Annotated in this window: 28 protein-coding genes; 11 read left to right on the top strand and 17 right to left on the bottom strand. The window is 55.4% G+C overall.

Translation table 11 applies throughout. The features are described 5' to 3' along the window. Positions 1-75 precede the first annotated feature (75 nt). The 12 genes from L370_RS07880 to gspC are packed head-to-tail and all read right to left on the bottom strand — an operon-like array spanning position 76 to position 10,823. Positions 76-873, bottom strand: a complete 798-nt coding sequence (locus L370_RS07880; protein WP_023335092.1) for a prepilin peptidase — start codon at positions 871-873, stop codon at positions 76-78. Then, complete coding sequence (gene gspM, locus L370_RS07885) at positions 870-1,355, bottom strand: type II secretion system protein GspM (RefSeq protein WP_023335091.1); 486 nt, start codon at positions 1,353-1,355, stop codon at positions 870-872. Before gspM ends, L370_RS07880 begins: the two co-directional genes overlap by 4 nt. Continuing rightward, positions 1,352-2,485 carry a type II secretion system protein GspL gene (gspL, locus tag L370_RS07890; protein WP_023335090.1) on the bottom strand — a complete coding sequence of 378 codons (1,134 nt, stop codon included), beginning with the start codon at positions 2,483-2,485 and terminating at the stop codon, positions 1,352-1,354. The genes gspM and gspL overlap by 4 nt, the downstream gene beginning before the upstream one ends. 15 nt (positions 2,486-2,500) lie before the next feature. Continuing rightward, positions 2,501-3,511 carry a type II secretion system minor pseudopilin GspK gene (gene gspK / locus L370_RS07895; RefSeq protein WP_023335089.1) on the bottom strand — a complete coding sequence of 337 codons (1,011 nt, stop codon included), beginning with the start codon at positions 3,509-3,511 and terminating at the stop codon, positions 2,501-2,503. Further along, a complete protein-coding gene (gspJ, locus tag L370_RS07900; RefSeq protein WP_023335088.1) occupies positions 3,508-4,143 on the bottom strand; it encodes a type II secretion system minor pseudopilin GspJ in 636 nt (211 codons plus the stop codon). The genes gspK and gspJ overlap by 4 nt, the downstream gene beginning before the upstream one ends. Beyond that, a complete protein-coding gene (gene gspI, locus L370_RS07905; protein ID WP_032639022.1) occupies positions 4,140-4,520 on the bottom strand; it encodes a type II secretion system minor pseudopilin GspI in 381 nt (126 codons plus the stop codon). The genes gspJ and gspI overlap by 4 nt, the downstream gene beginning before the upstream one ends. Next, complete coding sequence (gene gspH / locus L370_RS07910; RefSeq protein WP_023335086.1) at positions 4,513-4,998, bottom strand: type II secretion system minor pseudopilin GspH; 486 nt, start codon at positions 4,996-4,998, stop codon at positions 4,513-4,515. Before gspH ends, gspI begins: the two co-directional genes overlap by 8 nt. Then, complete coding sequence (gene gspG, locus L370_RS07915; protein ID WP_014169334.1) at positions 4,998-5,447, bottom strand: type II secretion system major pseudopilin GspG; 450 nt, start codon at positions 5,445-5,447, stop codon at positions 4,998-5,000. Before gspG ends, gspH begins: the two co-directional genes overlap by 1 nt. Before the next feature lie 3 nt (positions 5,448-5,450). Then, positions 5,451-6,659, bottom strand: a complete 1,209-nt coding sequence (gspF, locus tag L370_RS07920; protein ID WP_023335085.1) for a type II secretion system inner membrane protein GspF — start codon at positions 6,657-6,659, stop codon at positions 5,451-5,453. Then, positions 6,659-8,137, bottom strand: a complete 1,479-nt coding sequence (gene gspE, locus L370_RS07925) for a type II secretion system ATPase GspE (protein WP_023335084.1) — start codon at positions 8,135-8,137, stop codon at positions 6,659-6,661. The genes gspF and gspE overlap by 1 nt, the downstream gene beginning before the upstream one ends. Positions 8,138-8,152: 15 nt before the next feature. Beyond that, complete coding sequence (gene gspD / locus L370_RS07930) at positions 8,153-10,078, bottom strand: type II secretion system secretin GspD (protein WP_023335083.1); 1,926 nt, start codon at positions 10,076-10,078, stop codon at positions 8,153-8,155. 13 nt (positions 10,079-10,091) lie between these two features. Beyond that, positions 10,092-10,823: a type II secretion system protein GspC gene (gene gspC / locus L370_RS07935; protein ID WP_032666585.1), complete on the bottom strand. Its 732-nt coding sequence runs from the start codon at positions 10,821-10,823 to the stop codon at positions 10,092-10,094. Between the two features lie 300 nt (positions 10,824-11,123). Between gspC and L370_RS07940 the strand changes: the two genes are divergently transcribed. Together L370_RS07940 and L370_RS07945 are read left to right on the top strand one after the other, a co-directional pair. Beyond that, positions 11,124-12,689: an ExeA family protein gene (locus L370_RS07940; protein WP_023335081.1), complete on the top strand. Its 1,566-nt coding sequence runs from the start codon at positions 11,124-11,126 to the stop codon at positions 12,687-12,689. Then, positions 12,689-13,318 (top strand): hypothetical protein, encoded by a 630-nt coding sequence (locus L370_RS07945; protein WP_023335080.1) that lies wholly within the window; start codon positions 12,689-12,691, stop codon positions 13,316-13,318. Before L370_RS07940 ends, L370_RS07945 begins: the two co-directional genes overlap by 1 nt. Here the strand turns inward: L370_RS07945 and L370_RS07950 are convergent, their stop codons facing one another. The 3 genes from L370_RS07950 to L370_RS07960 form a co-directional block, all read right to left on the bottom strand. Continuing rightward, on the bottom strand, positions 13,319-13,942 hold the full coding sequence (locus L370_RS07950; RefSeq protein WP_023335079.1) for a helix-turn-helix domain-containing protein: 624 nt from the start codon (positions 13,940-13,942) through the stop codon (positions 13,319-13,321). A 271-nt stretch (positions 13,943-14,213) separates the two neighbouring features. Next, entirely contained in the window at positions 14,214-15,044 is an 831-nt protein-coding gene (locus tag L370_RS07955; RefSeq protein WP_023335078.1) for an N-acetylmuramoyl-L-alanine amidase, read from the bottom strand. Continuing rightward, on the bottom strand, positions 15,041-15,364 hold the full coding sequence (locus L370_RS07960; RefSeq protein ID WP_023335077.1) for a heavy metal-binding domain-containing protein: 324 nt from the start codon (positions 15,362-15,364) through the stop codon (positions 15,041-15,043). The genes L370_RS07955 and L370_RS07960 overlap by 4 nt, the downstream gene beginning before the upstream one ends. A 97-nt stretch (positions 15,365-15,461) precedes the next feature. Between L370_RS07960 and L370_RS07965 the strand changes: the two genes are divergently transcribed. From L370_RS07965 to artJ, 6 genes are all read left to right on the top strand, one after another. Then, the gene (locus tag L370_RS07965; RefSeq protein ID WP_023335076.1) at positions 15,462-15,980 is read left to right on the top strand and encodes a lipoprotein; all 519 of its coding nucleotides are present in this window, start codon (positions 15,462-15,464) and stop codon (positions 15,978-15,980) included. A gap of 226 nt (positions 15,981-16,206) precedes the next feature. Then, a complete protein-coding gene (gene artP / locus L370_RS07970; RefSeq protein ID WP_023335075.1) occupies positions 16,207-16,935 on the top strand; it encodes an arginine ABC transporter ATP-binding protein ArtP in 729 nt (242 codons plus the stop codon). A gap of 19 nt (positions 16,936-16,954) precedes the next feature. After that, the gene (artI, locus tag L370_RS07975; protein ID WP_008500032.1) at positions 16,955-17,686 is read left to right on the top strand and encodes an arginine ABC transporter substrate-binding protein ArtI; all 732 of its coding nucleotides are present in this window, start codon (positions 16,955-16,957) and stop codon (positions 17,684-17,686) included. 6 nt (positions 17,687-17,692) lie between these two features. Continuing rightward, the gene (artQ, locus tag L370_RS07980; protein WP_023310941.1) at positions 17,693-18,409 is read left to right on the top strand and encodes an arginine ABC transporter permease ArtQ; all 717 of its coding nucleotides are present in this window, start codon (positions 17,693-17,695) and stop codon (positions 18,407-18,409) included. Beyond that, a complete protein-coding gene (gene artM / locus L370_RS07985; RefSeq protein ID WP_023335074.1) occupies positions 18,409-19,077 on the top strand; it encodes an arginine ABC transporter permease ArtM in 669 nt (222 codons plus the stop codon). The genes artQ and artM overlap by 1 nt, the downstream gene beginning before the upstream one ends. A 195-nt stretch (positions 19,078-19,272) precedes the next feature. Continuing rightward, a complete protein-coding gene (gene artJ / locus L370_RS07990; protein ID WP_023335073.1) occupies positions 19,273-20,004 on the top strand; it encodes an arginine ABC transporter substrate-binding protein ArtJ in 732 nt (243 codons plus the stop codon). Positions 20,005-20,088: 84 nt separating this feature from the next. On the opposite strand, the gene L370_RS07995 is transcribed toward artJ, so the two are convergent. Both L370_RS07995 and L370_RS08000 read right to left on the bottom strand, forming a co-directional pair. Next, the gene (locus L370_RS07995) at positions 20,089-21,561 is read right to left on the bottom strand and encodes a sensor histidine kinase (protein WP_023335072.1); all 1,473 of its coding nucleotides are present in this window, start codon (positions 21,559-21,561) and stop codon (positions 20,089-20,091) included. After that, positions 21,558-22,280 carry a response regulator transcription factor gene (locus L370_RS08000; RefSeq protein ID WP_023335071.1) on the bottom strand — a complete coding sequence of 241 codons (723 nt, stop codon included), beginning with the start codon at positions 22,278-22,280 and terminating at the stop codon, positions 21,558-21,560. Before L370_RS08000 ends, L370_RS07995 begins: the two co-directional genes overlap by 4 nt. Before the next feature lie 144 nt (positions 22,281-22,424). On the opposite strand from L370_RS08000, the gene L370_RS08005 reads away from it, so the two are divergent. The 3 genes from L370_RS08005 to L370_RS08015 are packed head-to-tail and all read left to right on the top strand — an operon-like array spanning position 22,425 to position 24,075. Next, the gene (locus L370_RS08005) at positions 22,425-23,021 is read left to right on the top strand and encodes a cytochrome b/b6 domain-containing protein (RefSeq protein WP_023335070.1); all 597 of its coding nucleotides are present in this window, start codon (positions 22,425-22,427) and stop codon (positions 23,019-23,021) included. Between the two features lie 9 nt (positions 23,022-23,030). Further along, complete coding sequence (locus L370_RS08010) at positions 23,031-23,801, top strand: molybdopterin-dependent oxidoreductase (protein WP_023335069.1); 771 nt, start codon at positions 23,031-23,033, stop codon at positions 23,799-23,801. A gap of 28 nt (positions 23,802-23,829) precedes the next feature. Further along, positions 23,830-24,075 carry a pentapeptide MXKDX repeat protein gene (locus L370_RS08015; RefSeq protein WP_023335068.1) on the top strand — a complete coding sequence of 82 codons (246 nt, stop codon included), beginning with the start codon at positions 23,830-23,832 and terminating at the stop codon, positions 24,073-24,075. The last annotated feature ends 12 nt before the right edge of the window (positions 24,076-24,087 follow it).

Raw genomic sequence — 24,087 nt, 5'->3', positions numbered from 1 at the left:
CGATACACTGAGCGCAAAGAGACGTCCTTCTCTTACACAATCGAAAAAATTTATAAAACAACTTGACCTGAATATTTAAAATATGAAAGCAAACTGCTGTGCACTAAACACCACTATTCCAGCAAATGAGAGATAAGGTCCGAAAGAAATAGTGAGGTTATTTTTATTTAAATGCGTTAAAGCGAAATAACCGACAATACCGCTCAACGCAGCGATTAATTCCAGCGAGGGCAATGCCTGCCAGCCACACCAGGCCCCCAGGGCCGCCAGCAGCTTAAAATCACCATATCCCAGCCCTTCCCGCCCGGTGGTCAGGCGAAACGCCCAGTACAGCAGCCAGAGAGACAGATAGCCCGCCACGGCGCCGAACAGCGCATCGCACAGCGGCAGCGTAGGGTCAAACGCATGGAGTAATAATCCCGCCCACAGCAGGGGTTGGGTCAGGCAGTCTGGCAGCAGCTGGTGCCGCCAGTCGATCACGGAAAGGGGCAATAAAAACGCCGCCAGTAGCCACAGGGAGAACAAGGCCTGGACGTTCGGCATACACCAGGCAGTGATGCCAAAAAACAGCGCGGAAAAAAGTTCGATTAAAAATATCCGCAATGGAATCGCGGCGCCGCATCGGCTACAGCGTCCGCGTAAAATAAGCCAGCTGACCAGCGGAATATTCTCCCAGGCGGCCAGCGCGTGCTGACACGCCGGGCAGTGCGAGGCCGGGAACAGCAAATTGCCTCCGCCCTCGTCGTCCATCACCATGCCCGGTACGCGCTCGGCGACGACCCCCAGAAAGCTCCCCACAATACCGCCCAGGATCGCGCTCATCACCGGGAACCCCACCGGGTAAGCGTCCCGCATCAGCGCGAAGGTGTTCATACGGTTTTGCTCCAGGTGAGCTGCACTTCGGCTTTTACGTCACTGAGATGATCGACCGGGGTGAGGCTCATTTTCTGCAGCCTGACGCCTGCGGTCTGGTTAATTTCCCGCAGCCAGCTCTTTAATTCGTAAACGTTAACGCGACTGACCACAAAGGATAAAGTTTGCCCATCCTGACGCACATCCGTCAGTGACAAATTAATCTCATGCGCGCTATTCTCCACCACCGTACGTGGATTATCCGTTTTGATAATCTGTACCTGCAGATGATTTTTATCTATTTCACTGCGCATCCAGTTCAGCGTCTCTTTTTGTCTGCTTAGCGTGGCTTTACTGTTTTGAATCATATTATCCAGCGGGATCACACCTGCGTAATAAACGGCCGCCCCCACCAGGGCAACGGCAAACATTTTTATAAGAACTTTTTCCCTGACGCTGTAATTCTGGTAACGAGACTTAAGCTGCGCGATTCGCTCTTTCATTTATATTTCCCTGCGATCATGGCGGTATAAGGCGCAGCGGTGGAGACAGGCTGCAGGGTGAAATCAAAGTTTTCACCGGCCTGCTTCACAAACGTCTGCAACGCGGTTTGGGTTTGCGCACTGACGCTCAGCGTCAGCGTATTCTGTTGAGCATCGTATTCCAGCAGATCGATCTCCATCGCCGGTACGGCCTGCCTGGCTTTCTCCAGTGCTTCAAGCTGCAAAAATACCCCTTTGGTCTGTTTCTTCATGTTTTGACCAAAGTGGTATTTGATGTTGGTCTGCTGGCGCATGCTGGGAAAATGGTGCTGGTAAACCTGAACAATCTCCTGCTGAATGGCATTCTCCTGCTGAACGAGCATCCAGGCCATGGCGACGCGCGGGCCCAGCAGCAGGCCGAGAGAGAGCAGGCCCGCCGCGACCATTGCCGCTTTGATGCCTTTCCGGGCTTTATCCGTGCCCGCCTTTGCACTGAATTCACCGTGCATAATATTCACGCGGCAGGTTTGCCACTGCGGCTGAATCAGGACCAGCGGGTGCTGCCAGGGCTGCAGGAGGTCCACGTCAACCCCCTCAGGCTGCGCGCCGTAGCAGCACACCTCGCCCTCGCCCGCTTTTTGCATCAGCAGCGGCAGCAGGCTGGCCTCCATCTCCCCGGCGGTGTGAGGGGATAAACGCAGCCAATAGCTTTCATCCTGTTGGACAAGCGTGCTTCCCCCTTCAGCCACCGGCAGCAGCCAGGCATCCGGCAACGCCTGAATCACCTTCATTCCAGCGGCCTGAAAACGGGTTAACCATGCGCGCAGCAGATCGGCATCAATCGCCACAGCATCGACCTCGGCGCCCTTTTTTTTGAGCACCGTCCAGTGAAGGTTATCCACGTCACCAATCAGCGTCTCTTCCGCCATCCACGAGAATGCCGTCGCCTGCGAGGCCACTTTCTTCGGCAGCGTAAAGTGGCGGAAGATCATGCTGCTGGCGGGCAGCAGCAAACAAACGCGGGCGGCCAGAGGATGGTCCACCAGCGCGTCCAGGCTCTCCAGCACCTCAACCTGCTCGCTGCCGGAGACACACCACATTATTTTCCCGCCCTCGCGGCTGTCGGGACGAACAAAAAGGACCTGTTTCATAGCGTTCTACTTTTCTTATTCACTCATTCGGTAACGACGTTGCCACGTCACGATCTCACCGGCTTCGTTATTCACCTGAAGCTGGCTCACCACGCGAAGCGTTAATTCATCGGTATTGCCGGTATAGTTCACGCGGAAATACCGGCTATTAATGGAGAGATAGTCGGCCACCTGCGGGAGGTCGTCCTTTAACTGCGGGAAGGTCTGCTCCAGCGCTTTGCTGAAGGTTTCCCTATTTTCCCAGCCGGTTTCAGGACGCGATTCAATCAGGCGAGCGGCATCATCTTCATTGAGTTTTCCGGGGAACAGGGCGGCCAGTAAGGCGGCCTGTTCCGGCTTCAGGGTGTTCACATCCACCTTACTGGCGGAGTCCGGCAGCGCGCACAGCAGCTTGCTCACCTTCGGGTAAGCGGCAGCCGGGAACGCAGGCAGCAGCTTGATCTCGGCAATCGTGCGCATCATCTGGTTCGCCGGCTGGCGAGCGGGGACCACGCCTGCCCAGGCATCGGTCTCCGCGCCTTCTCTGGCCGTCGTCGTGTCGCCATCGAGATAGTCCACCAGCTGCAGATACACCTCTTCGGCGTTGGTCTGGCTCAGGCCGCTCTCCGTCAGAAGCTGTTCAACAATCTGCTCTCTGCGCGGCTTTTCCTGCACCGCCGGGGCGTTTTGCCCCTGGGCAATTTTTTCGACCGCCAGAAGGTTATTGACGTTAAAGCAGTCCTGCGCGTCCTCCACCTGGCTGACCACCGTGTAGTCTTCACCCCGGGTTTCCAGCGGCTGATGCCAGTCGCCCTCGAGGGAGAGCGGTTTGCTTTCCCCGCTGGCGTCGGCCTGCAGCCGGTCCTTCACCACCTTTTCCTGCGCCTGCATCGCCCAGCGCAGCTGCTGCTGGCTCACCTGGTAATGCGTTTTTTGCAGGTTGCGGCAGAACTGCTGGCTGATTTTGGCGGCCAGCGCCGACATCATCACCAGCAGGATCAGCACCACCAGCAGGGCAACACCTTTCTGTTTCTGTAATCGGCTCATGGCTTCACTTCCGGTGCAGGCTGCGGGACAGGCGCGGCCTCTGGCGCTGCGGCCGGCGCGGGTGTGGCCGCTTCAGGCAGATCGCCCGGGGTCGTGAACACCCAGCGCCAGGTATCGCCGTTTTCCATGGTCAGCGTCAGCTCCACGCCGTCCGGCAGATGCGCCGGGTCGTTCCAGCTTTTCTGCCAGCCCTGACGGTAAAAACGCCACTGGAGGGATTTCACCTCGCTGACAATCGGCACCTCGTCCGGTTTGGCGTCCGCCGGGCCGTCAATCACCGGCCAGACGTCGCGATACAACCGCCCCGCTTCCAGCCGCCAGCGCACGCGCTCCAGCTGGACCGTTCCGCTTACGCCGTTCAGCGTGGTCAGCTCAAGCGCGTCGTCCACCTGACGAAACAGTTCCGGCTCGTTGCGCGGCGCGCGCGCCTGCAGCTGGTAGAAATCGCGCTCCATCAGGTTCCAGGCCCGCTGGAGCTGATTGAGCTTCGCCGCGCTGGCATCGGTGGCCGAACTGGTGCGCATCGCGCCATCCAGAATTTGCCAGGCCAGGGTGCTGATCACCGCAAAGATGGTCAGCGCAATCATGATCTCCAGCAGGGTAAAACCGCGCTGGCGTCGGGTTCTCTTCACTGGCTCTCTCCCGGCCCAACGATCTGTAACGTAATGACCGGCTGGCTGTCGTCGCCCTCCGCATACACGCGGATGGCGTTAGCCCAGCCGCTGTCGGCGGTTTTGACCCGCTGCTTGCGCCAGTTCCAGCTGCGTCCGCCCATGATCTCCGTTCCCTGCTGCTCAGCATCCGGGAAGTCGGTTTTCGCGAGCTGCGCTTCTGCCAGCTGATTCTCAGCCACCCAGCTCGCCTGCAGCGTGTCGGCCAGCCCGTGGGTAAAACGCACGTTCAGGGAGACCGAGTTCATCAGCGCCAGCGCGGCGGTGGAGAAGATCACCAGCGCGACCATGACCTCCAGCAGCGTCATTCCCGTTTGCTTTTTCTTTCCGTTAGCCATCGTTTTCTACCGATACCGGAGCCGCGCCCTGCGACACCACGCGGAAATGGTGCTGTTTGTCGTAGCTTTGCAGCGTCAGCGTAAAGCGGCTGATTTCGCCGTCCGGCAAAAAGAGCACCTGCGGCTCGGAGGCGACCGTGGCGGCAAGACGCTGCGGCGAGAGCGAAACGTGCATCTCCTCAGGGAAATCGCCTTTGGTGGTAATACGCCCCGCGGATAACGGCACCCAGCGGCGCTCGCCGTTTTTATCCTCAAGCGTCACCAGCTGATAGTTATCCGTGGTCATTACCAGCCCGACGATATTTCCATCCATCACCGCACGGTCTGAACCATAATCAACGAGCGCTTTTAATTGCTGGCCAAATATATCCGCACCGCTGCGCGAGGGTATTGTTGACACCACCATCATGGCGCAGCTGGCAAATATCACCAGCGCCAGAATAATTTCCAGCAACGTAAAGCCGCGTTGATGTTTCATTATTTCTCTTTCTTATCCAGAGACCAGTTCGTAATATCATCGGCGGTATTGGCTTCACCGTCCGGACCGGCAGAGAAGACGTCAACCGCACCGTGTTCGCCCGGGCTCACCAGGATATAATCCCCGCCCCACGGATCCTGCGGCAGGCGGCGAATATAGCCGTCGGCGCGGTAGCCGTTAGGGATAGGCGCGATTTCAGGTTTGGTCACCAGCGCCTGCAATCCCTGTTCGGTGGTCGGATAGCGGTGGTTATCCAGCTTGTACATATCCAGCGAACCTTCGAGCGCGACAATATCGCTGGTCGCTTTTTGCGTATCCGCTTTTTCCTTATTACCCATTAAGTTTGGCACCACCATACTCGCTAAAACGCCGAGAATAACGATCACCACCATTAATTCGAGCAACGTGAAGCCCGCCTGGCGAGCCAGGTGTTTTCTTTTTATAGCCATGATTTAACCTACCATATTATTAAGTTGCAGAAGCGGTTGTAATATTGACAGCACGATGAATAAAACAATCGTCGCCATGGAGACCACCAGCGCCGGCTCAAATACCGACAGCGTTAACGTAATGCGATGCTGTAATGCCGATTCCTGGTTTTCCGCCGCGCGGTCCATTAAATTGCCCAATTCCCCGCTCTCTTCGCCGGAGGCAATCATGTACAGCATGGTCGGCGGGAATAGCTTCGCCTGCTCCAGCGCCGCGTAAAGCGATGCACCCTGACGCACGGTATCCGCCGCCTGCTCCAGCACCTGCCGGGCGTAGAGGTTTTCGATACCGTCCATCGCGATATACATTCCCTCCAGCAGCGGCACGCTGCTGGCCTGCAGAATGCTCAGGGTGCGGATATAGCGGGCGCTGTTGATAGCGCACACCAGCTTTTTAATCGGCGCGCCGTTCACCAGCCAGCGGTTCCAGCGAAAACGGTTTTTGGCATTCCTGAGCCAGGTTTTGAAGCCGACAAACCCACCGCCCAGGATCCCGACAATATAGATGCCGTAGGCCTGCAGGAAATCGCTCACCGCAATCAGCGTGCGGGTGGTGATCGGCAGCTGCTGCTTCATGTGGGTGAACTGCTCGATCACCTGCGGCACCACCGCCACCAGCAGAATGCTGATGACAGCGATGGCCACCACCGTCAGGGTAATCGGGTAGACCATCGCCTGCGTCAGCTTGCTTTTCATCTTCTGGCGCTGCTCGTTGTACTCCGCCAGCTTCTCCAGCACGTCGCCCAGGTGGCCGGTCTTTTCACCGGCCATCACCAGCGTGCAGTAGAGCTTGTCGAAGGTGCGCGGGAACTGGCTAAAGGCGTCGAAGAGCGTATGCCCTTCCACCACCTTCTCGCGGATCTCCACCACCATCGTCGCCAGCTTTTTGTCTTCCGTCTGCTTCGAGATCGCCTTCAGCGCGCTCTCCAGCGGCAGCGCGGCGTTGACCAGCGTGGAGAGCTGACGGGTAAACATCGACAGCACCGGCGTGGAGAGCTTTGCCCCGGTTTTTGCTTTCCCGGACGCCGCCGCCTCGCGGGTTTCGGTGATACTGACGGGCATCAGCTTTTGCTCGCGCAACATCTGGCGAACCTGCTTTTGCCCCTCGGCCTGCAGGGTGCCGCGCTGGGTTTTACCCGCCGCGTCCGTCGCCGTCCAGGCGTAGAAGGCCATTACTCATCTCCCCCACGTTCGGCGGTGACGCGCATCACCTCTTCCAGCGAGGTTACGCCGCTAATCACCTTCAGCAGCCCGTTTTCGCGCAGGCTGTAGGCCTGCTTAAAGAGCTGCGTTTCGATGGACATCTCGTCCTTATCTTCATGAATGGCCCGACGCATGGTGCTGTCCACGACGAGGAACTCATGAATGCCGGCACGCCCCTGGTAGCCGCTCTGGCGGCAGTGCTCGCAGCCCACCGCGCGGTAAATCGCTTTGGGGGGCGCGTCCATAAAGCTGAACAGCGCTTTCTCATTGGCGTCCAGCGGACTGGTGGTTCGGCAGTGGGTACACAGCCGACGCACCAGACGCTGGGCAATGACACCGAGCAACGATGAACCGATTAAAAAGGACTCCAGCCCCATATCGCGCAGACGGGTAATTGCCCCTGCGGCGCTGTTGGTGTGCAGCGTAGACATGACCAGGTGACCGGTGAGCGACGCCTGCACCGCAATTTGCGCGGTTTCGCCGTCGCGAATTTCCCCGATCATCACCACGTCCGGATCCTGACGCAGAATAGCGCGCAGCCCGCGGGCAAAGGTCATGTCCACGCGCGGGTTAACCTGAGTCTGCCCCACCCCTTCCAGCTCGTATTCAATCGGGTCTTCCACGGTCAGGATGTTGCGTTCATGGCCGTTCAGCGCCGAGAGAATGGCGTACAGGGTGGTACTTTTACCGGAGCCCGTTGGCCCGGTGACCAAAATAATGCCGTGCGGGCGGTCAATCAGCCCTTTTAACTTCTCCAGCTCTTCATCAATCAGGCCCAGCTTGTTGATATCGGGCTTCAGGTTGCTTTTATCGAGCAGACGCATCACCACGCGCTCGCCGTACTGGGACGGAATGGTCGAGACGCGCACGTCGATCGCCTTGCGGCCAATGCGCAGGGAGATACGGCCATCCTGCGGCAGGCGCTTCTCGGCAATGTCGAGTTTTGACATGACCTTGATGCGCGACACCAGCAGCGGCGCCAGCTTGCGCGCCGGCTGGAGCACCGGGCGCAGCACGCCGTCAACGCGAAAGCGAATGCTCAGCGTGCGCTCGAAGGTTTCGATATGAATATCCGACGCGCCGTCTTTGACCGCCTCGCCGAGAATGGCGTTGATCAGGCGGATCACCGGGGAGTTTTCGTCGTTATCGAGCAGATCCTCGTTATCCGGGATCTCCTCGGTTAACGCCATCAGATCGATATCCGCGTCCATATCGTCCACCAGCTGCTGCGACACGCCGCTGCTCTGCTGCCAGATCCTGGCAAGCAGCTCGTCAAAGGCTTCCGAGGTCAGGGTCACCGGAACGAACGCGCGTCCCAGCACCCGGCGCACCTCCAGCAGTGCAAACGCCGGGGTGTCTTCACGGATATAGACGTCGCTGTTGTAAAACAAAACGCCGTTATCTTTTGCGTAGCTGCTGCTACACAGGGTTTTAGTCAGTTCGTCCACGGTGCCCTCTCCGTCTTAGTGTTTAAACGGATTGCGCGGTGCGCTGGCGCTGGTTTTTACCGGCGCAGCGCTGGCGTCAACGGGAAACGCGGGCAGGACCGCGTTATCCGTGGGTTCGATAATGCCGAGCTTTTTCTCTTCCACGCGCTGCTGCTGGCGGGCGCGGATCTGGTCATATTTCTCTTTCGACGCCGCGCTGTAGTTATCGTCGTCGCGCAGAACGGTGGTATGGATAAACACCATCAGGTTGCGTTTAGACGTATCCTGCGAGGTATAGCGGAACAGCTGCCCCACCAGCGGAATATCGCCCAGCAGCGGCACTTTGGAGACCGACTGTTTGGTGACGTTTTCCATCAGGCCACCGAGCACCACCGTTTGCCCGCTGTGCACCATCACTTCGTTGTTGATGGTGCGGGTGTTAAAGGTTGGGCCGAGGCTGGCGTCCTCCGTCGCGCTGTTGTCGACGCTGGAGACTTCTTGCTCAATCTTCAGGTGGATCATGTCGCCGTCGTTGATTTGCGGCACAATTTTCAGCTTGGTACCGACCGTCTTACGCTCAACGGAGTTAAAGACGTTGTCGCCGCTGGTGGTCTGGGAGCCGGATAGAACCGGCACATCCTGACCGACGTTGAACGACGCTTCTTTGTTATCCAGCGTGACCACGCTTGGCGTGGAGAGAATATCGTTTTTGCCGTCGGTAGAGAGCGCGGTCACCAGGGCCCCGAAATCACCGTTAAAGAAGCCGGTCGCCAGGCCGGTGAAGCTCGCCCCCTTCATGGTGCCGTTCTTGACCTGGCTGATTGGCAGGCCGGTGGAGCCAAACTGCACGCCGCCGTGCTTGCTGGTCCACTGCACGCCGAGATCCAGGCCATTACCGTCCTGCACTTCAGCAATGATCGCTTCCACCAGCACCTGCGGACGGCGGATGTCGAGCTTGTCGATCACCTTCTCCAGCGAGTTCATCACGTTAGGCTGGGCGGTGATCACCAGTGAGTTGGTTGACTCGTCGGCGCTGATGTTCAGCTCGCTGGACGCGGTGGCGGTTTTCGCCTTCGGCGTGCCGGCCTTGTCTTTCAGCTGTTCGCCAATCCCGGTGAGAACCGGCACCACCTTCGTGGCGCTGGCATATTTGAGGTAGAAGACGCGGGTATTCCCCTCGTTGTTCTGCTCGCGATCCAGCTGCTGGATCAGGGAGCGGGTACGCGTGCGCGCATCTTCCGAGCCGCTGATCACCAGGCTGTTGGTTTCGTCATCCGCCACCACTTTGGTCGCCAGCTGCGGCGCGTTCTGCCCCTTCTGCTCTTCGTTGTTGAGGTTGTTCAACATGTCCGAGAGCTCTTTAGCAGAGGCAAAGCGCAGCGGCACAATTTCGCGGCGCTGAATACCGTCTTTATCGACGCGCTGCACCAGATCCACCAGGCGGTTCACCACCGAGGCTTTACCGGTCAACAGCAGCACGTTGGACGGCTCGAAGTGAACCACGTTACCGATGCCGGTGGCATCGTTAAGCTGGCGCAGCAGCGGAGCGAGTTCACGTACCGGCACATTTTCCATGCGCACCACGCGGGTGATGATCTCATCGCCTTTGCCCGGGTTTTTGCTGTCCGCCAGCGGCGCGCCGGCGGTGCGGGCTACGCTTGAGCGCACCACTTTCACCATGCCGTTGTCCATCGGGATCACCGACAGGCCGTACAGGTCCAGCACGCTCAGGAAGAACTGGTAGTACTCATCCTCCGTCAGCACGTTGTAGGTTCGCACCGACACAGAGCCCTGAACGGACGGGTCGACGAGAATGGTTTTGTTCAGATTGCGGCCTACAGTATCGATAAACTCGCGGATATCGGTATTTTTAAAGCTCGCGCTAAAGTTGGCTGCAAGCAGCGAACTCGAATATAACGACAATGCGGTCAGCGCCACGCACGCCCATGGAAATTTCTTCATGTCTGTACACTTGTTAATTGTTTAGAACATTAACCCGAATATTTTCAAGGTGAGCGTGACGCCTGACGACGACCTCCGCTTCTTTCATTTTCGACCAGCTGGCAATAATATTTTTTGCCTTAGCTTCATCGGTCATATCGACAGAATTTACTTCTACGGCCACGTCCCCTTTTTTCAGACCCGAATGGCTGTAGAAGGAGGAGGCATTCCTTGGATTAATGTTGTAGCCTTCCAGCTGGCCCTTTTCGATTAACGGCTTTAACACCAGGTAATCATTCAGATGCACGCTTTCCGCACCTGCATCTTTCGTCGATTTGGTCACCGGGCCGCTGTCAACGCCGCCCTTAAAATAATCAGGTTTATTTAATGCCAGTACCTGCGTAGCACCTTCGTAATTAACCACCACATTGTCTTTGTTAATTTCCTGAATAAAAGCATCGTTAAACCCGATCAGCGGCTCGCCTTCACGGTAGCTCTTCTGGCCACCCGGCGTTTTGATAACGGCGAACGAAAGCCAGGCGTCATCGCTGCGAACAATGCCTTCTATCTCCGCTGCCAGCGGGGCGTTTACCGCCGTTGCCGTGTTGTCCTGACGTATTGCTGCCGTGAAAAGGGTGAATGGCTTTTCGTCATGACGTTTTTTCAGCGGCTGCGCATCAGCATTAGCCAACTTATTCGTAACTTTTTTATAATCTTTAAACGTCAGATACCCTTGCTGGCCGCAAAAAATTAACAGCGCAAACATAATGCAAGGCGTTACCCACCGTGACAGAAATGAGAACCTCATTTTTCATCTGGCCTTTAACAAAGCGAAAATAAGCAGCGTCGTGCTGCGCCAATATGTGAGCAAAGAGTAATTTCACGCTGTAAAAACGACCACTGACTTTGCCGCTAACTTTCATACCGAAAAATATTGACCGTATAAAATCCAGATGTTAGGCCTCACCGGCAGGATATTTTTACCCTGTGCGCAAATTGACCACCCTATAGCGTTGCTTTACTTTCTCGTCCTGTTGCTATTCCTAATCAGAGACGGTAAGTCGTTATGTATCAGAGCCACTTTAATTTTAAAAATCCGCCCTTTCGGAAAATAACCCGCTTATCCGGGGATTTTCTGGTGCCTTATCATCAGGACGTGTTCAACCTGCTGAAAGAGAAAACCCAACGGGCGGGAATTACCGGGCTCTTTTCCAGCGATGCCCCGCTGCTGGGCCAGTTCAGCAGTGCCCTGAAATCCGCTAATCCTGGCGTGCTTGCCATCAACGCGTTTCCAAAACTGAGTGCCAGTAGCCTGCTGTACAAACTCAATCCGGGAACGAAAGAGAGCAAGAACCGGCTTCAGGCGGTGGATGCCGTTCTGCGTCAGTGGCAGGAGGGGAAAGCGAAAGCCAAAGTGCTGGTCATCGCCCATACCGAAGCGATGAAAGACAACTGCCGGGAAGTCCTGGCGATGCTGCTCACCCGCGCTCAGGAGCTGGATTTCCGGTTGTCCGTGGTGTTGATGGGCGCGGCGGATCAGGAAGCCGTTCTGAATCAGCAGCCTGAACTGCGTGAATACACGCACACACATCATACCTTGCGTCCCCTGACCTGCCGCGAATTCCTGAGCTATGTTCAGGCGCAGTGTGAGGAGCACGGGTGCGATACTTCGCCGTTAACGCCGGCGCGCGTGCGCAAGATGCATGTCCTGACCAAAGGGAGTATCAGCAACCTGAACGAGCTGGCACACCTGTCGCTGCTGGCCGCCTGGACCGAACGGGCAAGACAGGTCAGCCCGCGTCATTTACGCCTGGCGGCAGGTGAGATCCTGCCCGCGAAAAAACACGGTAAGCGCCTGGCAACCGTGGGATTATTCGCGTCCGTGCTGTTCGCCGCCTGCGGCTGGTATTTAACCTCCTCTATTAGTGCAAGACTGCCGGTTCAACTGCCCGTTCCCGTGAGCTGGCAACACCCGACGCCAAAAGTACAGGCGCCCGTGGTGCCGGTTATCGACAACGAGGTGGTGAATCAGCCGGACGCCATGCATCAGCTTTATCTGATGTGGGGGTATGACGCCTCGGCGGACGATGCCCTGTGTCAAAACGCCGCGAAGGTGAACCTGATGTGTAAGCAGGGGAACGCCTCACCGGACGCGCTGGCGCAGGAAGGCTATCCGTGGGTAAGCGAACTGAAAACCGGCAATCACCTCAACTATGCTGTGGTCGCTCGCGTCGGAGATACCTCACTCGACCTGCTGATGAACAACCGTACCTGGCAGGTGAGCCGCAGCTGGTTTAACCAGCATGCCACCGGGAACTATACCCAGCTGCACCGCCTGACGCCGGAAGGCAAAGACGCCATCAGCGCCGCCAGCGATGCAAAAGACATGGGTTGGCTCGATCGGCAGTTAAGCGTGGCCCTTAACCAGCCGCAAACCCATGCCCAGACCTGGACAACGGAGATGGTGAAACGCACCCGTGAGTTCCAGCAACAAATGCATCTGCATGTGGATGGTATTCCGGGGGAAGATACGCTGATGCAGTTAATGCGTGAAACGCATTCCACGCCGAGCGTATTAATTCAGGCCTCGCGTTCCACGCCGGACGCGAAAAAGCAGGAGAAGCATTCCTGATGTCTACCATCTGTCTTGCTGCTCAGCGCAGCTACGTTTCCGGGGAAGCGGTCTGGTTTTCGTACCGCCTCCCCAGCCTGAGAAAAATCTTTGGCAACGCCTTTTTATGGACGTTGGGCTTGTGCGCCATGCTGATGGCGGGCCTGTACGCGCATACTTACTGGAGCCTGCGCCATCCTGCGCCGGAACCGGTAAAAAAAGCGAGCGTCGCGAAACCCGAAACGCAGCTTTCCGATATGCACTACGTGTATGTCAGCAAGCCGTTCCCGCATCCGCATCCGAAACCGGCGCCGGTGCAGGCCGACGTACCTGACATGCAGGATCTGCCGATTAACAGCGATGATGCCGACTGGCAACAAGCGCCCGACGGCGCCGAACCGCACGATACGTCGCGAGATACATTACCGGGCACCGAAGCGCATGATGCCGCTCCCGCCAGCGCAGGCGGCGAGGATGCTTCTTTAACTGAGCTGTTTAAGCAGGCGTTAAAAGAACAGGAGCAGGATTATTCGCACGGCAAAATTCCCGCGCCGCCGGTGGACGAAACGCAGGATAATTTACAGTCGAGGGTGCGACATAAGGTGGATGACCGATCGCCTTTGAGTCAGAAAGGCGACCGGCTGGAGTAATTAATATTTTTCAGGCAACGTTGTCAGGTTAAGGAGTCGTCCTTTTTCCACAACAATATATTGACCCTTCTTCAGGTCGGAGAGGATTTTAATAATGGTACTACGCGCCAGGTTGGTGTATTCCTGAATATAATCGTAGATATTAATATCACGCTGATGGAGCACAATCAGTTCATTAATCTCGTACAAGAATTCACGCACCACTGAATAAGCGCTGCGGGCAACCAGCACATCGTCACGTTTGCTCAGCATGCAGATGTACCAGGCCAGCACTTTGGTCAGTTCAGGCCATAAATTGTTGTCCGTCATCAGCTGCGCGAAGACCTCTTTTTTGATCGAGCGCACCACGGTGTTAGCGCGAACGAGGCCGTACATATGGGTTGCGCTGTAGTACATAGATGAGAGACCAAAAATGCACTGGCCCGTCACCGTGAACATACACAGTTCGTCGGATTCGCGTCGGAATTCAACTTCACCGCTTACGATAATATGAATATATTGCGAATCAGACGTGGATATTTTCTGCCATTTCTTTAAGGTTTTCTCTTCAAAACCTGACGTTGCAGAAATAATGGCGTCCATTTCATGTTGCGGACGTAATTTTTTTGCATAGATGCTTAACATTGTTATACCCGATTTAAGATGTGGATTTTAAAAATGCAGGCGTAAGGCAAAAAAAGCCTTACAACTCGAATATTTTCCTGATGATGTTCTCAAGGAGAAAAATAAAGAATAAGTTCGATATGATTTTTTGCTGCATTACTTAGCAAGCTATGCATCTATCTTAAATCCGGATAATTTTAAGTCAATTAACTAAAAATGAATTGAGTTTGTACTTAAGATTAATCTGAAGGAATCAAAGAGAAAACGACTCATTCGGGGGTATTCCGAAGGATTACCCCTGTCCGTACTTCTCCAGAAGGGCTTCAGCAATGGCCATCGTTTCGACGTCCGCGACGCCGTTCCACAGGTCAGGCCTGAAATGCATCTGGAACGCCGTGATGATGCGCTTTTGCTGCGCCGGGGTGCTATCAGCCGGCACTTCATAGCCATACCGTGCGAGGAGATCGAGTAATTCCCCGGTATCCACCTGCTGATAGCGCGGACGCCCGTTTATATAGAACGCGACGCGCGCCGGATCGGGCCACGCGCCAATGCCCTGCAGAGCGAGCTGGTGCCACGGGAACAGCGGACCGGGGTCGTCTTTGCGCTGGGGCGCGATGTCCGAATGGGCCACCACGTTTTCAGGCCTGATGCTGTAGCGGGTGATAATGTCTCTGGCGAGCGGCACCAGCGCCGCAATTTGCGCAGGCTCAAACGGGGTAAAGTGCTTAACGCCGGAGGTTTTTTGCCAGCCGCGGTTCTCCAGCTCAATGCCGACAGACGTATCGTTGATGCGGTTGGTGCCGCGCCAGAAGCTGATGCCCGCATGCCAGGCCAGTTCGCTCTCAGGCACCAGCTGCCAGATGCGCGGTTTACCGTCCGGTGCCGGAGGTTTAGCCGGGATCAAATAGTGCGAGCTGACGTTCTTATCCGTCAGCGTGGCCAGCGAGCTGTCAAAGTCATCCGCGGTGTAGTGGATCACCAGCACCTTGATGCGCGGGTAAGCCGCCTGCGCCTGATGTCGCGTATCCAGCTCGTAGGCGCCTTTGTCGATGATCCCTTTTTCGGTGGCACACCCTGCCAGCAGCAGCGCCAGCAGGAGTGTCGCATACGAACGCTTCATCGCAGGGTTTTTACCGCCGTACCGCTTACGCTCACCATCAGCATGCTGGCATCTTTCCCGACCGTTTCGTAGTCGATATCAATCCCCACGACCGTATCCGCGCCGAGGGCTTCCGCCTGCTCGCCAAGCTCTTTAAAGGCGATTTCGCGCGCTTTACGCAGCTCTTTTTCGTATGCGCCCGAGCGGCCGCCAACGATGTCGCGGATACCGGCAAAAAAGTCGCGGAAGATATTGGCGCCGAGAATCGCTTCACCGGTGACCACGCCGCAATACTCGGTTATTGTCTGCCCTTCCAGGGTTGGCGTTGTTGAAAACTGCATGGTTTCTCTCCTTCTTTAGCGTTCAATGCCTTAGGCACAGCATTATCGGTTCGTTACGCTATGATTGAAAGGATAGTTAATAAATAAGGAAATCAACATGCGCTATTCTGCTTTAACACTTTTGGTGCCCTGCGCGCTGGTGCTCAGCGCCTGTACCACCACGGTCACGCCAGCCTTTAAGGATATCGGTACCCGCAGCGGCCCCTGCATCGAGGGCGGCCCGGACACCGTGGCGCAACAGTTCTATGATTATCGCATTCAGCACCGCAGCAACGATCTCACCGGCCTGCGCCCGTATCTGAGCGACGGCCTGGCAAAACTGCTTAACGACGCCACCCGCGATCCGCAGCATAACGCCCTGCTGAAATCCGACCCGTTCTCCAGCCGTACCACGCTGCCGGACAGCGCTGAAGTAGCCAGCGCGTCAACCATCCCGAACACCGATGCCCGCAATATTCCGCTGCGCGTGAAGCTGACGCAGGGAACCCAAACCTGGCAGGATGAAGTGCTGATGATCCGTGAAGGACAGTGCTGGGCGGTAGACGACGTGCGCTACGTGGGCGGCAGCGTTCATGCCCCGGCAGGCACGCTTCGCCAGTCGATTGAGAATCGCTAAACCCGCCGATGCAACCCGGTAACCCCCGTAAAATGTGCGGCATTTCATGCGGAATGCCGACATTTATACTCGCCGACCTTACCGTTCGCTATTTTGTGCTATGTTTAAGAGGAAACACGGGTTATATTTAACTTTTAACGCAGAAATATTGCATAACTATTCTGTCAACGGTACTATCTGCGGCCTCAATTGCTATAGATTGCCTGGATGAGTAAAGACTGCCCCGATGAGTATTAAACTAAACGGCATTAACTGCTTCTACGGCGCACACCAGGCGCTGTTTGACATCACGCTGAACTGCCCGGAAGGCGAAACGCTGGTTTTGCTTGGACCAAGCGGTGCAGGCAAAAGCTCCCTTCTGCGCGTCCTTAATCTGCTTGAAATGCCCCGTTCAGGTACGCTGGCAATTGCCGGTAACCATTTTGATTTCGCGAAAACGCCGTCTGATAAAGCGATTCGCGAACTGCGTCAAAACGTCGGCATGGTCTTCCAGCAATACAATCTCTGGCCGCATCTGACCGTTCTGCAAAACCTGATTGAAGCGCCGTGCCGCGTGCTGGGGTTAAGCAAGGATCAGGCGATTGCGCGTGCCGAAAAGCTGCTGGATCGTCTGCGCCTTAAGCCTTACAGCGACCGCTATCCACTGCACCTTTCCGGTGGTCAGCAGCAGCGCGTGGCCATTGCCCGCGCGCTGATGATGGAGCCAGCGGTACTGCTGTTTGATGAACCGACCGCGGCGCTGGACCCGGAAATCACCGCCCAGATCGTCAGCATCATTCGCGAGCTGGCGGAAACCAATATTACGCAGGTTATCGTCACCCACGAAGTGGAAGTGGCGCGTAAAACCGCCAGCCGTGTGGTCTATATGGAAAACGGTTATATCGTTGAGCAAGGTGATGCGGGCTGCTTCGCGAACCCGCAAACCGATGCCTTCAAAAACTATTTATCTCATTGATTGTGTCAGGGGAAATATAATGAAAAAAGTATTACTTGCCGTGCTGCTTGCTGGCGTTACCCTTTCCGCTACCGCAGCCCAGACCATTCGTTTCGCCACGGAAGCCTCTTACCCTCCGTTTGAATCCATTGATGCGAACAACAAAATTGTTGGCTTCGACGTGGACCTGGCTAACGCCCTGTGTAAAGAGATCGACGCGACCTGTACCTTCAGCAACCAGGCGTTCGATAGCCTGATCCCAAGCCTGAAGTTCCGCCGTATCGACGCCGTGATGGCCGGTATGGACATCACCCCGGAGCGTGAAAAGCAGGTGCTGTTCACCACCCCTTACTACGACAACTCCGCCCTGTTCATTGGTCAGAAAGGTAAATTCACCTCTGTCGATCAGCTGAAAGGCAAAAAAGTCGGCGTGCAGAACGGCACCACGCACCAGAAATTCATCATGGATAAACATCCGGAAATCACCACCGTTCCGTATGACAGCTACCAGAACGCGAAGCTGGATCTGCAAAATGGCCGTATCGATGGCGTATTTGGTGATACCGCGGTCGTGACCGAGTGGCTGAAAGCGAACGACAAGCTGGCGCCTGTGGGCGACAAAGTGACCGATAAGGATTACTTCGGTACCGGTCTGGGGATTGCCGTTCGTCAGGGCAACACTGAGCTGCAGCAGAAATTTAACGCTGCGCTGGAAAAAGTGAAGAAAGACGGCACCTACGAAACCATCTACAAAAAATGGTTCCAGAAGTAATTCCTGATGAATGAAATTTTTCCTTTAGCAAGTGCCGCCGGGATGACCGTCGGCCTTGCCGTTTGCGCACTGATTATCGGCCTCGTGCTGGCGATGTTCTTTGCGGTGTGGGAATCCGCGAAATGGTTCCCCGTCGCCTGGACAGGCTCCGCGCTGGTCACCGTGCTGCGTGGGCTACCGGAAATTCTGGTGGTCCTGTTTATCTATTTCGGCTCCTCGCAACTGCTGCTCACGCTATCTGACGGCTTCACGATCAATCTTGGCTTTGCGCAGATCCCGGTGCAGATGCAGATTGAAAACTTCGACGTCAGTCCGTTCCTGTGCGGCGTGATTGCCCTCTCCCTGCTCTACTCCGCGTACGCGTCGCAAACGCTGCGCGGTGCGCTGAAGGCCGTGCCGCAGGGTCAGTGGGAGTCGGGTCAGGCGTTAGGCCTGTCGAAATCAGCCATCTTCTTCCGTCTGGTCATGCCGCAGATGTGGCGCCATGCCCTGCCGGGCCTCGGCAACCAGTGGCTGGTGCTGCTGAAAGATACCGCGCTGGTGAGCCTGATCAGCGTGAACGATCTGATGCTGCAAACCAAAAGCATCGCCACCCGTACCCAGGAGCCCTTTACCTGGTACATTGTGGCGGCGGCTATCTACCTGGTGATCACGTTGCTCAGTCAGTACATCCTCAAGCGTATTGACCTGCGTGCGACGCGCTTTGAACGGAGACCAGGCTGATGCTTGAATATTTCCCCGAGTTGATGAAAGGGCTGCACACCAGCCTGACGCTGACCGTGGCGTCCATTATCGTAGCGCTGATCCTGGCCCTTATCTTTACCATCATCCTGACGCTGAAAACGCCGGTGCTGGTGTGGATTGTGCGCGGGTACATCACCCTGTTTACCGGTACGCCGCTGCTGGTGCAGATCTTCCTGATTTACTACGGCCCGGGCCAGTTCCCGTCGCTGCAGGAGTATCCGGTTATCTGGCACCTGCTCTCTGAACCGTGGCTGTGTGCCCTGATTGCCCTTTCGCTGAACAGTGCGGCCTATACCACCCAGCTGTTCTACGGGGCGATCCGCGCCATCCCTGAAGGACAATGGCAGTCCTGCGGGGCGCTGGGCATGAGCAAGAAAGACACGCTGGCGATCCTGCTGCCGTACGCCTTTAAGCGCGCGCTCTCCTCTTACTCCAACGAAGTGGTGCTGGTGTTCAAAAGTACCTCTCTGGCCTACACCATCACCCTGATGGAGGTGATGGGTCACGGACAGCTGCTCTATGGACGCACCTATGACGTAATGGTGTTCGGCGCGGCTGGCGTGGTTTACCTGGTGGTTAACGGCCTGTTGACGCTGATGATGCGCCTGATCGAGCGTAGAGCGCTGGCGTTTGAGCGCAGATCGTAGATCGGGCAAGCGCAGCGCCACCCGGCAAGAAGTGCATAAATGTGATTAATCAATGCGGATAACTTTTTGGTTATCCGCTTTTTTTTATCCCAATATAAATATTTACTCATATATATTGCATACAAATTCATTAAATGGCATTGTACATCCATGCCGCAGACACGGCGCATAAATAAGACAGACGGGAGTATTACAATGAAAAAGTTAGTTCTGGCCGCATTACTCACAGCCTTCGCCGCTGGCGCATCCGCTGCTGATAAAATTAATTTTGGCGTGTCCGCCACCTATCCGCCGTTTGAATCGCTGGATGCCAGCAATCAGATCGTGGGTTTCGACATTGACCTGGCGAAAGCGCTGTGCAAACAAATGCAGGCCGACTGCACCTTTACCAACCACGCGTTCGACAGCCTGATCCCGTCGCTGAAATTCAAAAAATACGATGCGGTGATCTCCGGGATGGACATCACGCCTGAGCGCAGCAAGCAGGTCGCGTTCACCGACCCGTACTACGCCAACTCGGCGGTAGTGATTGCGAAGAAAGGCGCTTATACCTCTTTCGATCAGCTGAAAGGCAAACGCATCGGGATGGAAAACGGCACCACGCACCAGAAGTACCTCCAGGACAAGCATCCTGAAGTGAAAACCGTAGCCTATGACAGCTATCAGAACGCGATTATCGACCTGAAAAATGGCCGCATCGACGGCGTGTTCGGCGATACCGCCGTGGTGAACGAATGGCTGAAAACCAATCCACAGCTGGGCACCGCAACCGAGAAAGTGACCGATCCGCAGTACTTTGGTACAGGTCTGGGCATCGCGGTACGTCCGGATAACAAAGCCCTGCTGGAAAAACTGAACGGCGCGCTGAAAGCGATTAAAGCGGACGGCACGTATCAGAAAATCAGCGAGCAGTGGTTCCCGCAGTAAAGTCTTTTGCCGGGTGACGGCTGCGCCTTACCCGGCCTACGGGGGGAGTTGTAGGCCGGGTAAGCGCAGCGCCACCCGGCACTCTCACAACGGCACAAAGAACCTGAACCGTGCCCCGCTCACCGACTCCATCAGCCTGATCCCGCCTCCGTGCAGCTCCAGCATACGTTTCACGATTAACAGCCCTAACCCGCCGCGATTCTCCCGCGATGCCTGTGGGTTTAACGCAGAAGGACGCTGAAACAGATCGTCACGCAATGCACGCTCTATGCCTGACCCGCTGTCCGCCACCTCAACCTGAAGAAGCCCATTCTCCTGCCAGACTTTTAGCAAAATCTCACCTCCTGCCGGAGTATGGCGAACCGCATTATCCAGCAAATTCGTGACCACCCGCTCAATCATCGACACATCGGCATACACCAGCGGCAGTGGGCCAGGGACGTCTATATGTATTCGCAACTGCCTTGTCTGTGTGGTCAGTTCAAATTTCTGTGCCACATCTGAAATCAACTCAGCCATCGCAAAACGCTCGCGCTGCGGTTTAATTCCCCCATGCTCAAGGCGCGCCAGTTCAAACAGCTGTTGAGAGAGATGGCGCACTTTCTGCCCCTGACGCAGCGCGATAGCCAGGTACTGCTTCTGCTCTTCTGGACTCAACGTGGCGGACTTGAGCGATAAGGTTTCAAGATACCCTAGCAGTGAAGTCAGCGGCGTACGAAGATCGTGAGAGATATTGGCGATAAACTCCCTGCGCTGGCGGTCGCTGTCAGCCAGTTGATCCCATTGTGAAGCAATCTTGCGCGACAACTCGATAAACGTATTACGAAGCAGTTCAACTTCGTTTTCAGGTGCCAGATTGACCGGCCGGGCGGCCAGACTTTTTATGGCGCTTATGCTGTCCTGCTCAAGGTCATCTACCTCGCGGGTTAACTGTTCCACTGGACGGGTAACCCATTTTTTGACTAACCACCAGGCCAACGCGCCAAAGATTAATGCCAGTAACAGCGATCCTACGATAGCGTCGGTCAAGGTCTTATGCCACGCGGTATTCGCCAGTGCATTGAGGTTTTCGCCCTGGAGAATAATATACAGGTAGGAATGCAGATTGCCGTTAAGGAGGATCGGCGCAACGCTGAACACCTTGCGCTGATCAAGACTTCTTGGGTCATCACCATACACAGGAAAAGCGGCCCCGGATAAATAGTTGTTTAACGGGGTAAGATCGATCGTTTGGCGCTTCATGTGCCCGACCGGCGCCGCGTCTGCCACAATATGCCCCTGAGGCGACACCACGTAGAGTTCAACGCTGGGATTAAGCGTCATCAGACGATCAAACAGCGATTTGAGATTCTCAGTGTTTGCTTTACCCTGGTTATCCAGAAGCGGTTCACTGTTTACTATCTGCTGCGCCAGCCCCGCAGACAGACGCTGCACCATGGCATCACCATACTGCTTACTGCTATAAAGCTGTACCCCACATGCCACGAACATGCATACAACAAGCGTGGCGCTAAAAAGAAGTGACAGACGCTGGCTTAACGTTAAGTGGCTTATCATACGTGGGGCTCCGCTTTTTCCACGGCAAATTTGTACCCTTTCCCCCACACCGTCAGAATGATATCTGGCTCTGCAGCATCTTTTTCAATTTTGACACGCAGACGGTTAATGTGCGTATTTACCGTGTGCTCGTACCCCTCATGCTGATAGCCCCAGACATGATCCAGCAACGATAAACGGGAAAATACCTCGCCCGGATGACGGGCAAACCAGTAGAGCAAATCAAACTCACGCGGGGTTAAGTCGATGGTTTCCCCTCGCAGGCGAACCTCTCGTGCCAGAGGGTCAATTTCCATGCCGTGACAGCGAATAATGCCCGCCTCGAGACGTAGATTTTGCCCCATTGCTTCCTGACGTCGAAAGAGCGCCTTGACGCGAGCAATCAGCTCCAGAACGGAGAAGGGTTTAGGGAGATAATCGTCAGCCCCCATCTCGAGCCCCAGTACACGGTGCGTCTCGCTGGTGCGTGCGCTAATGATAATGACAGGCAGATAGCGGGTCATCTGGCGGATACGGCGACAGATCTCCAGCCCGTCCACGCCAGGCAGCATCAAATCGAGAATGACTGCATCCCATTGCTGTTTTTCCAGTTGAAGCAGTGCACGTTCACCATCGGATTCGTGCACAATCTCGAAACCTTCATCTTTTAAGTTCAGGCTCAGGAAGGCGGCGATATCGCAATCGTCCTCCACCAGCAATATTTTCTTTGCGTTACTCATGACCCACGTCCACGCCGTTTCATTACAGATGAGCTTACCTAATAACGCCCGCCAGAGTTATCACATTTTATTTAAACTTCCGTGAGGATGTAGTGACCAAATTTATCTTAGGATTTGACCACGCAATGGGATAACGAGGTCACCATGTCTCAGCCAACAGCTGTTATTCATCCCCTTTGGGTCAGGGTGTGTCACTGGATTAATGCCCTTGCCATGGCTGGCATGGTATTCAGCGGATGGCGAATATATAACGCTTCGCCGTTGTTTCCCTTCTCTTTTCCCTCTTCCCTTACGCTGGGAGGCTGGCTGGGCGGCGCGCTGCAGTGGCACTTCGCCATGATGTGGGTTTTAGGCATTAACGGCCTGATCTACTGCACGTTAGGTGTTGTCACCGGTCGCTTTGCACGCACCTTTTTTCCTATATCTGTTAAGGGGTTGCTCAAGGATATGTCGCTGGCCCTGCGGGGAAAACTGCAGCATGCCGATCTCAGCCACTACAACATGGTTCAAAAGCTGGCCTACTTACTGGCCATATTAACTGGGGTAATGCTCGTGCTTTCCGGGCTGGTTATCTGGAAATCCGTGCAATTTCCGCTTTTACGCGAACTCTTTGGAGGCTATGACACCGCACGTTACATCCACTTCTTTTGCATGTCCTTCATTGTTGCGTTTGTCGTGATCCACCTTCTTATGGTGCTGCTTGTTCCTAAAACATTACTGGCCATGCTGCGCGGTCGCTAAGGGTATCTCATGAAAAAGCCTACCTTTCTCTCTTCCCGCGACGCGGAATATCTGGTGAAGGACGCCGAAAAATCCGTAAACGCACAGCGACGTCACTTTCTTAAACAGGGGCTGACGTTAGGCGGGATCATGCTGCTTACGGGGTGTGACCTGAGCGACAACGCCAGTGTTGAAACTGCACTGTTACGAATGTCGCGCTTTAACGATCGTGTCCAGGGGTTCCTGTTTAGCGACCGCCATCTGGCACCTGAATATGCCGAACGCGACATCACCCGGCCTTTTCCGTTTAACGCGTTTTACGACCGCGACCAAATTCCGCAGATCGACGGACGGGATTATCAACTCGCTATTCGTGGCCTGGTGCGCGACACCCGCAGCTGGTCCCTGCCTGAGTTGTATCGCATGCAGCAGGTAAACCAGATCACGCGCCATATTTGCGTCGAAGGGTGGAGCGCCATAGGCCGCTGGGGCGGTATCCCCTTCCACCATTTTCTGCAGGTTATCGGTGCCGACACCCGTGCCAAATACATCAGCTTCCGCTGCGCGGATGATTACTACACCAGCATTGATATGGCGACCGCGCTGCACCCGCAAACGCTGCTTGCCCTGACCTGGGATAACCAAATCCTTCCTCCTGAGTATGGTTATCCCATGAAACTCCGTATTCCGACCAAGCTGGGATACAAAAATCCCAAGCATATTCAGGTCATTGAAATCACCAATCGCTTCCCTGGCGGTTACTGGGAAGACCAGGGTTACAACTGGTTTGGTGGCAGTTAATACAACAACGTAAACGACGAGGAATACCATGAAAAAGATGATCATTGCGGCAACCATGCTTTCTGCTCTGTTTATGGCAAATGTGCAGGCGGCAGATTCCATGAGTAAAGAGACGATGGCGAAAGACAACATGTCCAGACCACACGATAAAATGTGTAAGGACAACATGTGCAAAGACGCCATGAAGAAGGATCACATGGGGAAAGACAAAATGGGCAAAATGGATAACATGAAAAAAGATGAGATGGGTAAAAAAGACGCCATGAGCCAGTAGGCCCGATCGCAG

It is taken from the genome of Enterobacter sp. MGH 24, assembly GCF_000493015.1.
Lineage (GTDB): Bacteria > Pseudomonadota > Gammaproteobacteria > Enterobacterales > Enterobacteriaceae > Enterobacter.
The sequence above is the reverse complement of the archived record's forward strand: the minus strand, read 5'-3'. Positions and strand labels throughout refer to the sequence as shown.

Coding starts and splice junctions, on each gene's coding strand:
- L370_RS07880 (WP_023335092.1), bottom strand. CDS start 873: ATGAACACCTTCGCGCTGATGCGGGACGCTTACCCGGTGGGGTTCCCG.
- gspM (WP_023335091.1), bottom strand. CDS start 1,355: ATGAAAGAGCGAATCGCGCAGCTTAAGTCTCGTTACCAGAATTACAGC.
- gspL (WP_023335090.1), bottom strand. CDS start 2,485: ATGAAACAGGTCCTTTTTGTTCGTCCCGACAGCCGCGAGGGCGGGAAA.
- gspK (WP_023335089.1), bottom strand. CDS start 3,511: ATGAGCCGATTACAGAAACAGAAAGGTGTTGCCCTGCTGGTGGTGCTG.
- gspI (WP_032639022.1), bottom strand. CDS start 4,520: ATGGCTAACGGAAAGAAAAAGCAAACGGGAATGACGCTGCTGGAGGTC.
- gspH (WP_023335086.1), bottom strand. CDS start 4,998: ATGAAACATCAACGCGGCTTTACGTTGCTGGAAATTATTCTGGCGCTG.
- gspG (WP_014169334.1), bottom strand. CDS start 5,447: ATGGCTATAAAAAGAAAACACCTGGCTCGCCAGGCGGGCTTCACGTTG.
- gspF (WP_023335085.1), bottom strand. CDS start 6,659: ATGGCCTTCTACGCCTGGACGGCGACGGACGCGGCGGGTAAAACCCAG.
- gspD (WP_023335083.1), bottom strand. CDS start 10,078: ATGAAGAAATTTCCATGGGCGTGCGTGGCGCTGACCGCATTGTCGTTA.
- gspC (WP_032666585.1), bottom strand. CDS start 10,823: ATGTTTGCGCTGTTAATTTTTTGCGGCCAGCAAGGGTATCTGACGTTT.
- L370_RS07940 (WP_023335081.1), top strand. CDS start 11,124: ATGTATCAGAGCCACTTTAATTTTAAAAATCCGCCCTTTCGGAAAATA.
- L370_RS07945 (WP_023335080.1), top strand. CDS start 12,689: ATGTCTACCATCTGTCTTGCTGCTCAGCGCAGCTACGTTTCCGGGGAA.
- L370_RS07950 (WP_023335079.1), bottom strand. CDS start 13,942: ATGTTAAGCATCTATGCAAAAAAATTACGTCCGCAACATGAAATGGAC.
- L370_RS07955 (WP_023335078.1), bottom strand. CDS start 15,044: ATGAAGCGTTCGTATGCGACACTCCTGCTGGCGCTGCTGCTGGCAGGG.
- L370_RS07960 (WP_023335077.1), bottom strand. CDS start 15,364: ATGCAGTTTTCAACAACGCCAACCCTGGAAGGGCAGACAATAACCGAG.
- L370_RS07965 (WP_023335076.1), top strand. CDS start 15,462: ATGCGCTATTCTGCTTTAACACTTTTGGTGCCCTGCGCGCTGGTGCTC.
- artP (WP_023335075.1), top strand. CDS start 16,207: ATGAGTATTAAACTAAACGGCATTAACTGCTTCTACGGCGCACACCAG.
- artI (WP_008500032.1), top strand. CDS start 16,955: ATGAAAAAAGTATTACTTGCCGTGCTGCTTGCTGGCGTTACCCTTTCC.
- artQ (WP_023310941.1), top strand. CDS start 17,693: ATGAATGAAATTTTTCCTTTAGCAAGTGCCGCCGGGATGACCGTCGGC.
- artM (WP_023335074.1), top strand. CDS start 18,409: ATGCTTGAATATTTCCCCGAGTTGATGAAAGGGCTGCACACCAGCCTG.
- artJ (WP_023335073.1), top strand. CDS start 19,273: ATGAAAAAGTTAGTTCTGGCCGCATTACTCACAGCCTTCGCCGCTGGC.
- L370_RS07995 (WP_023335072.1), bottom strand. CDS start 21,561: ATGATAAGCCACTTAACGTTAAGCCAGCGTCTGTCACTTCTTTTTAGC.
- L370_RS08000 (WP_023335071.1), bottom strand. CDS start 22,280: ATGAGTAACGCAAAGAAAATATTGCTGGTGGAGGACGATTGCGATATC.
- L370_RS08005 (WP_023335070.1), top strand. CDS start 22,425: ATGTCTCAGCCAACAGCTGTTATTCATCCCCTTTGGGTCAGGGTGTGT.
- L370_RS08010 (WP_023335069.1), top strand. CDS start 23,031: ATGAAAAAGCCTACCTTTCTCTCTTCCCGCGACGCGGAATATCTGGTG.
- L370_RS08015 (WP_023335068.1), top strand. CDS start 23,830: ATGAAAAAGATGATCATTGCGGCAACCATGCTTTCTGCTCTGTTTATG.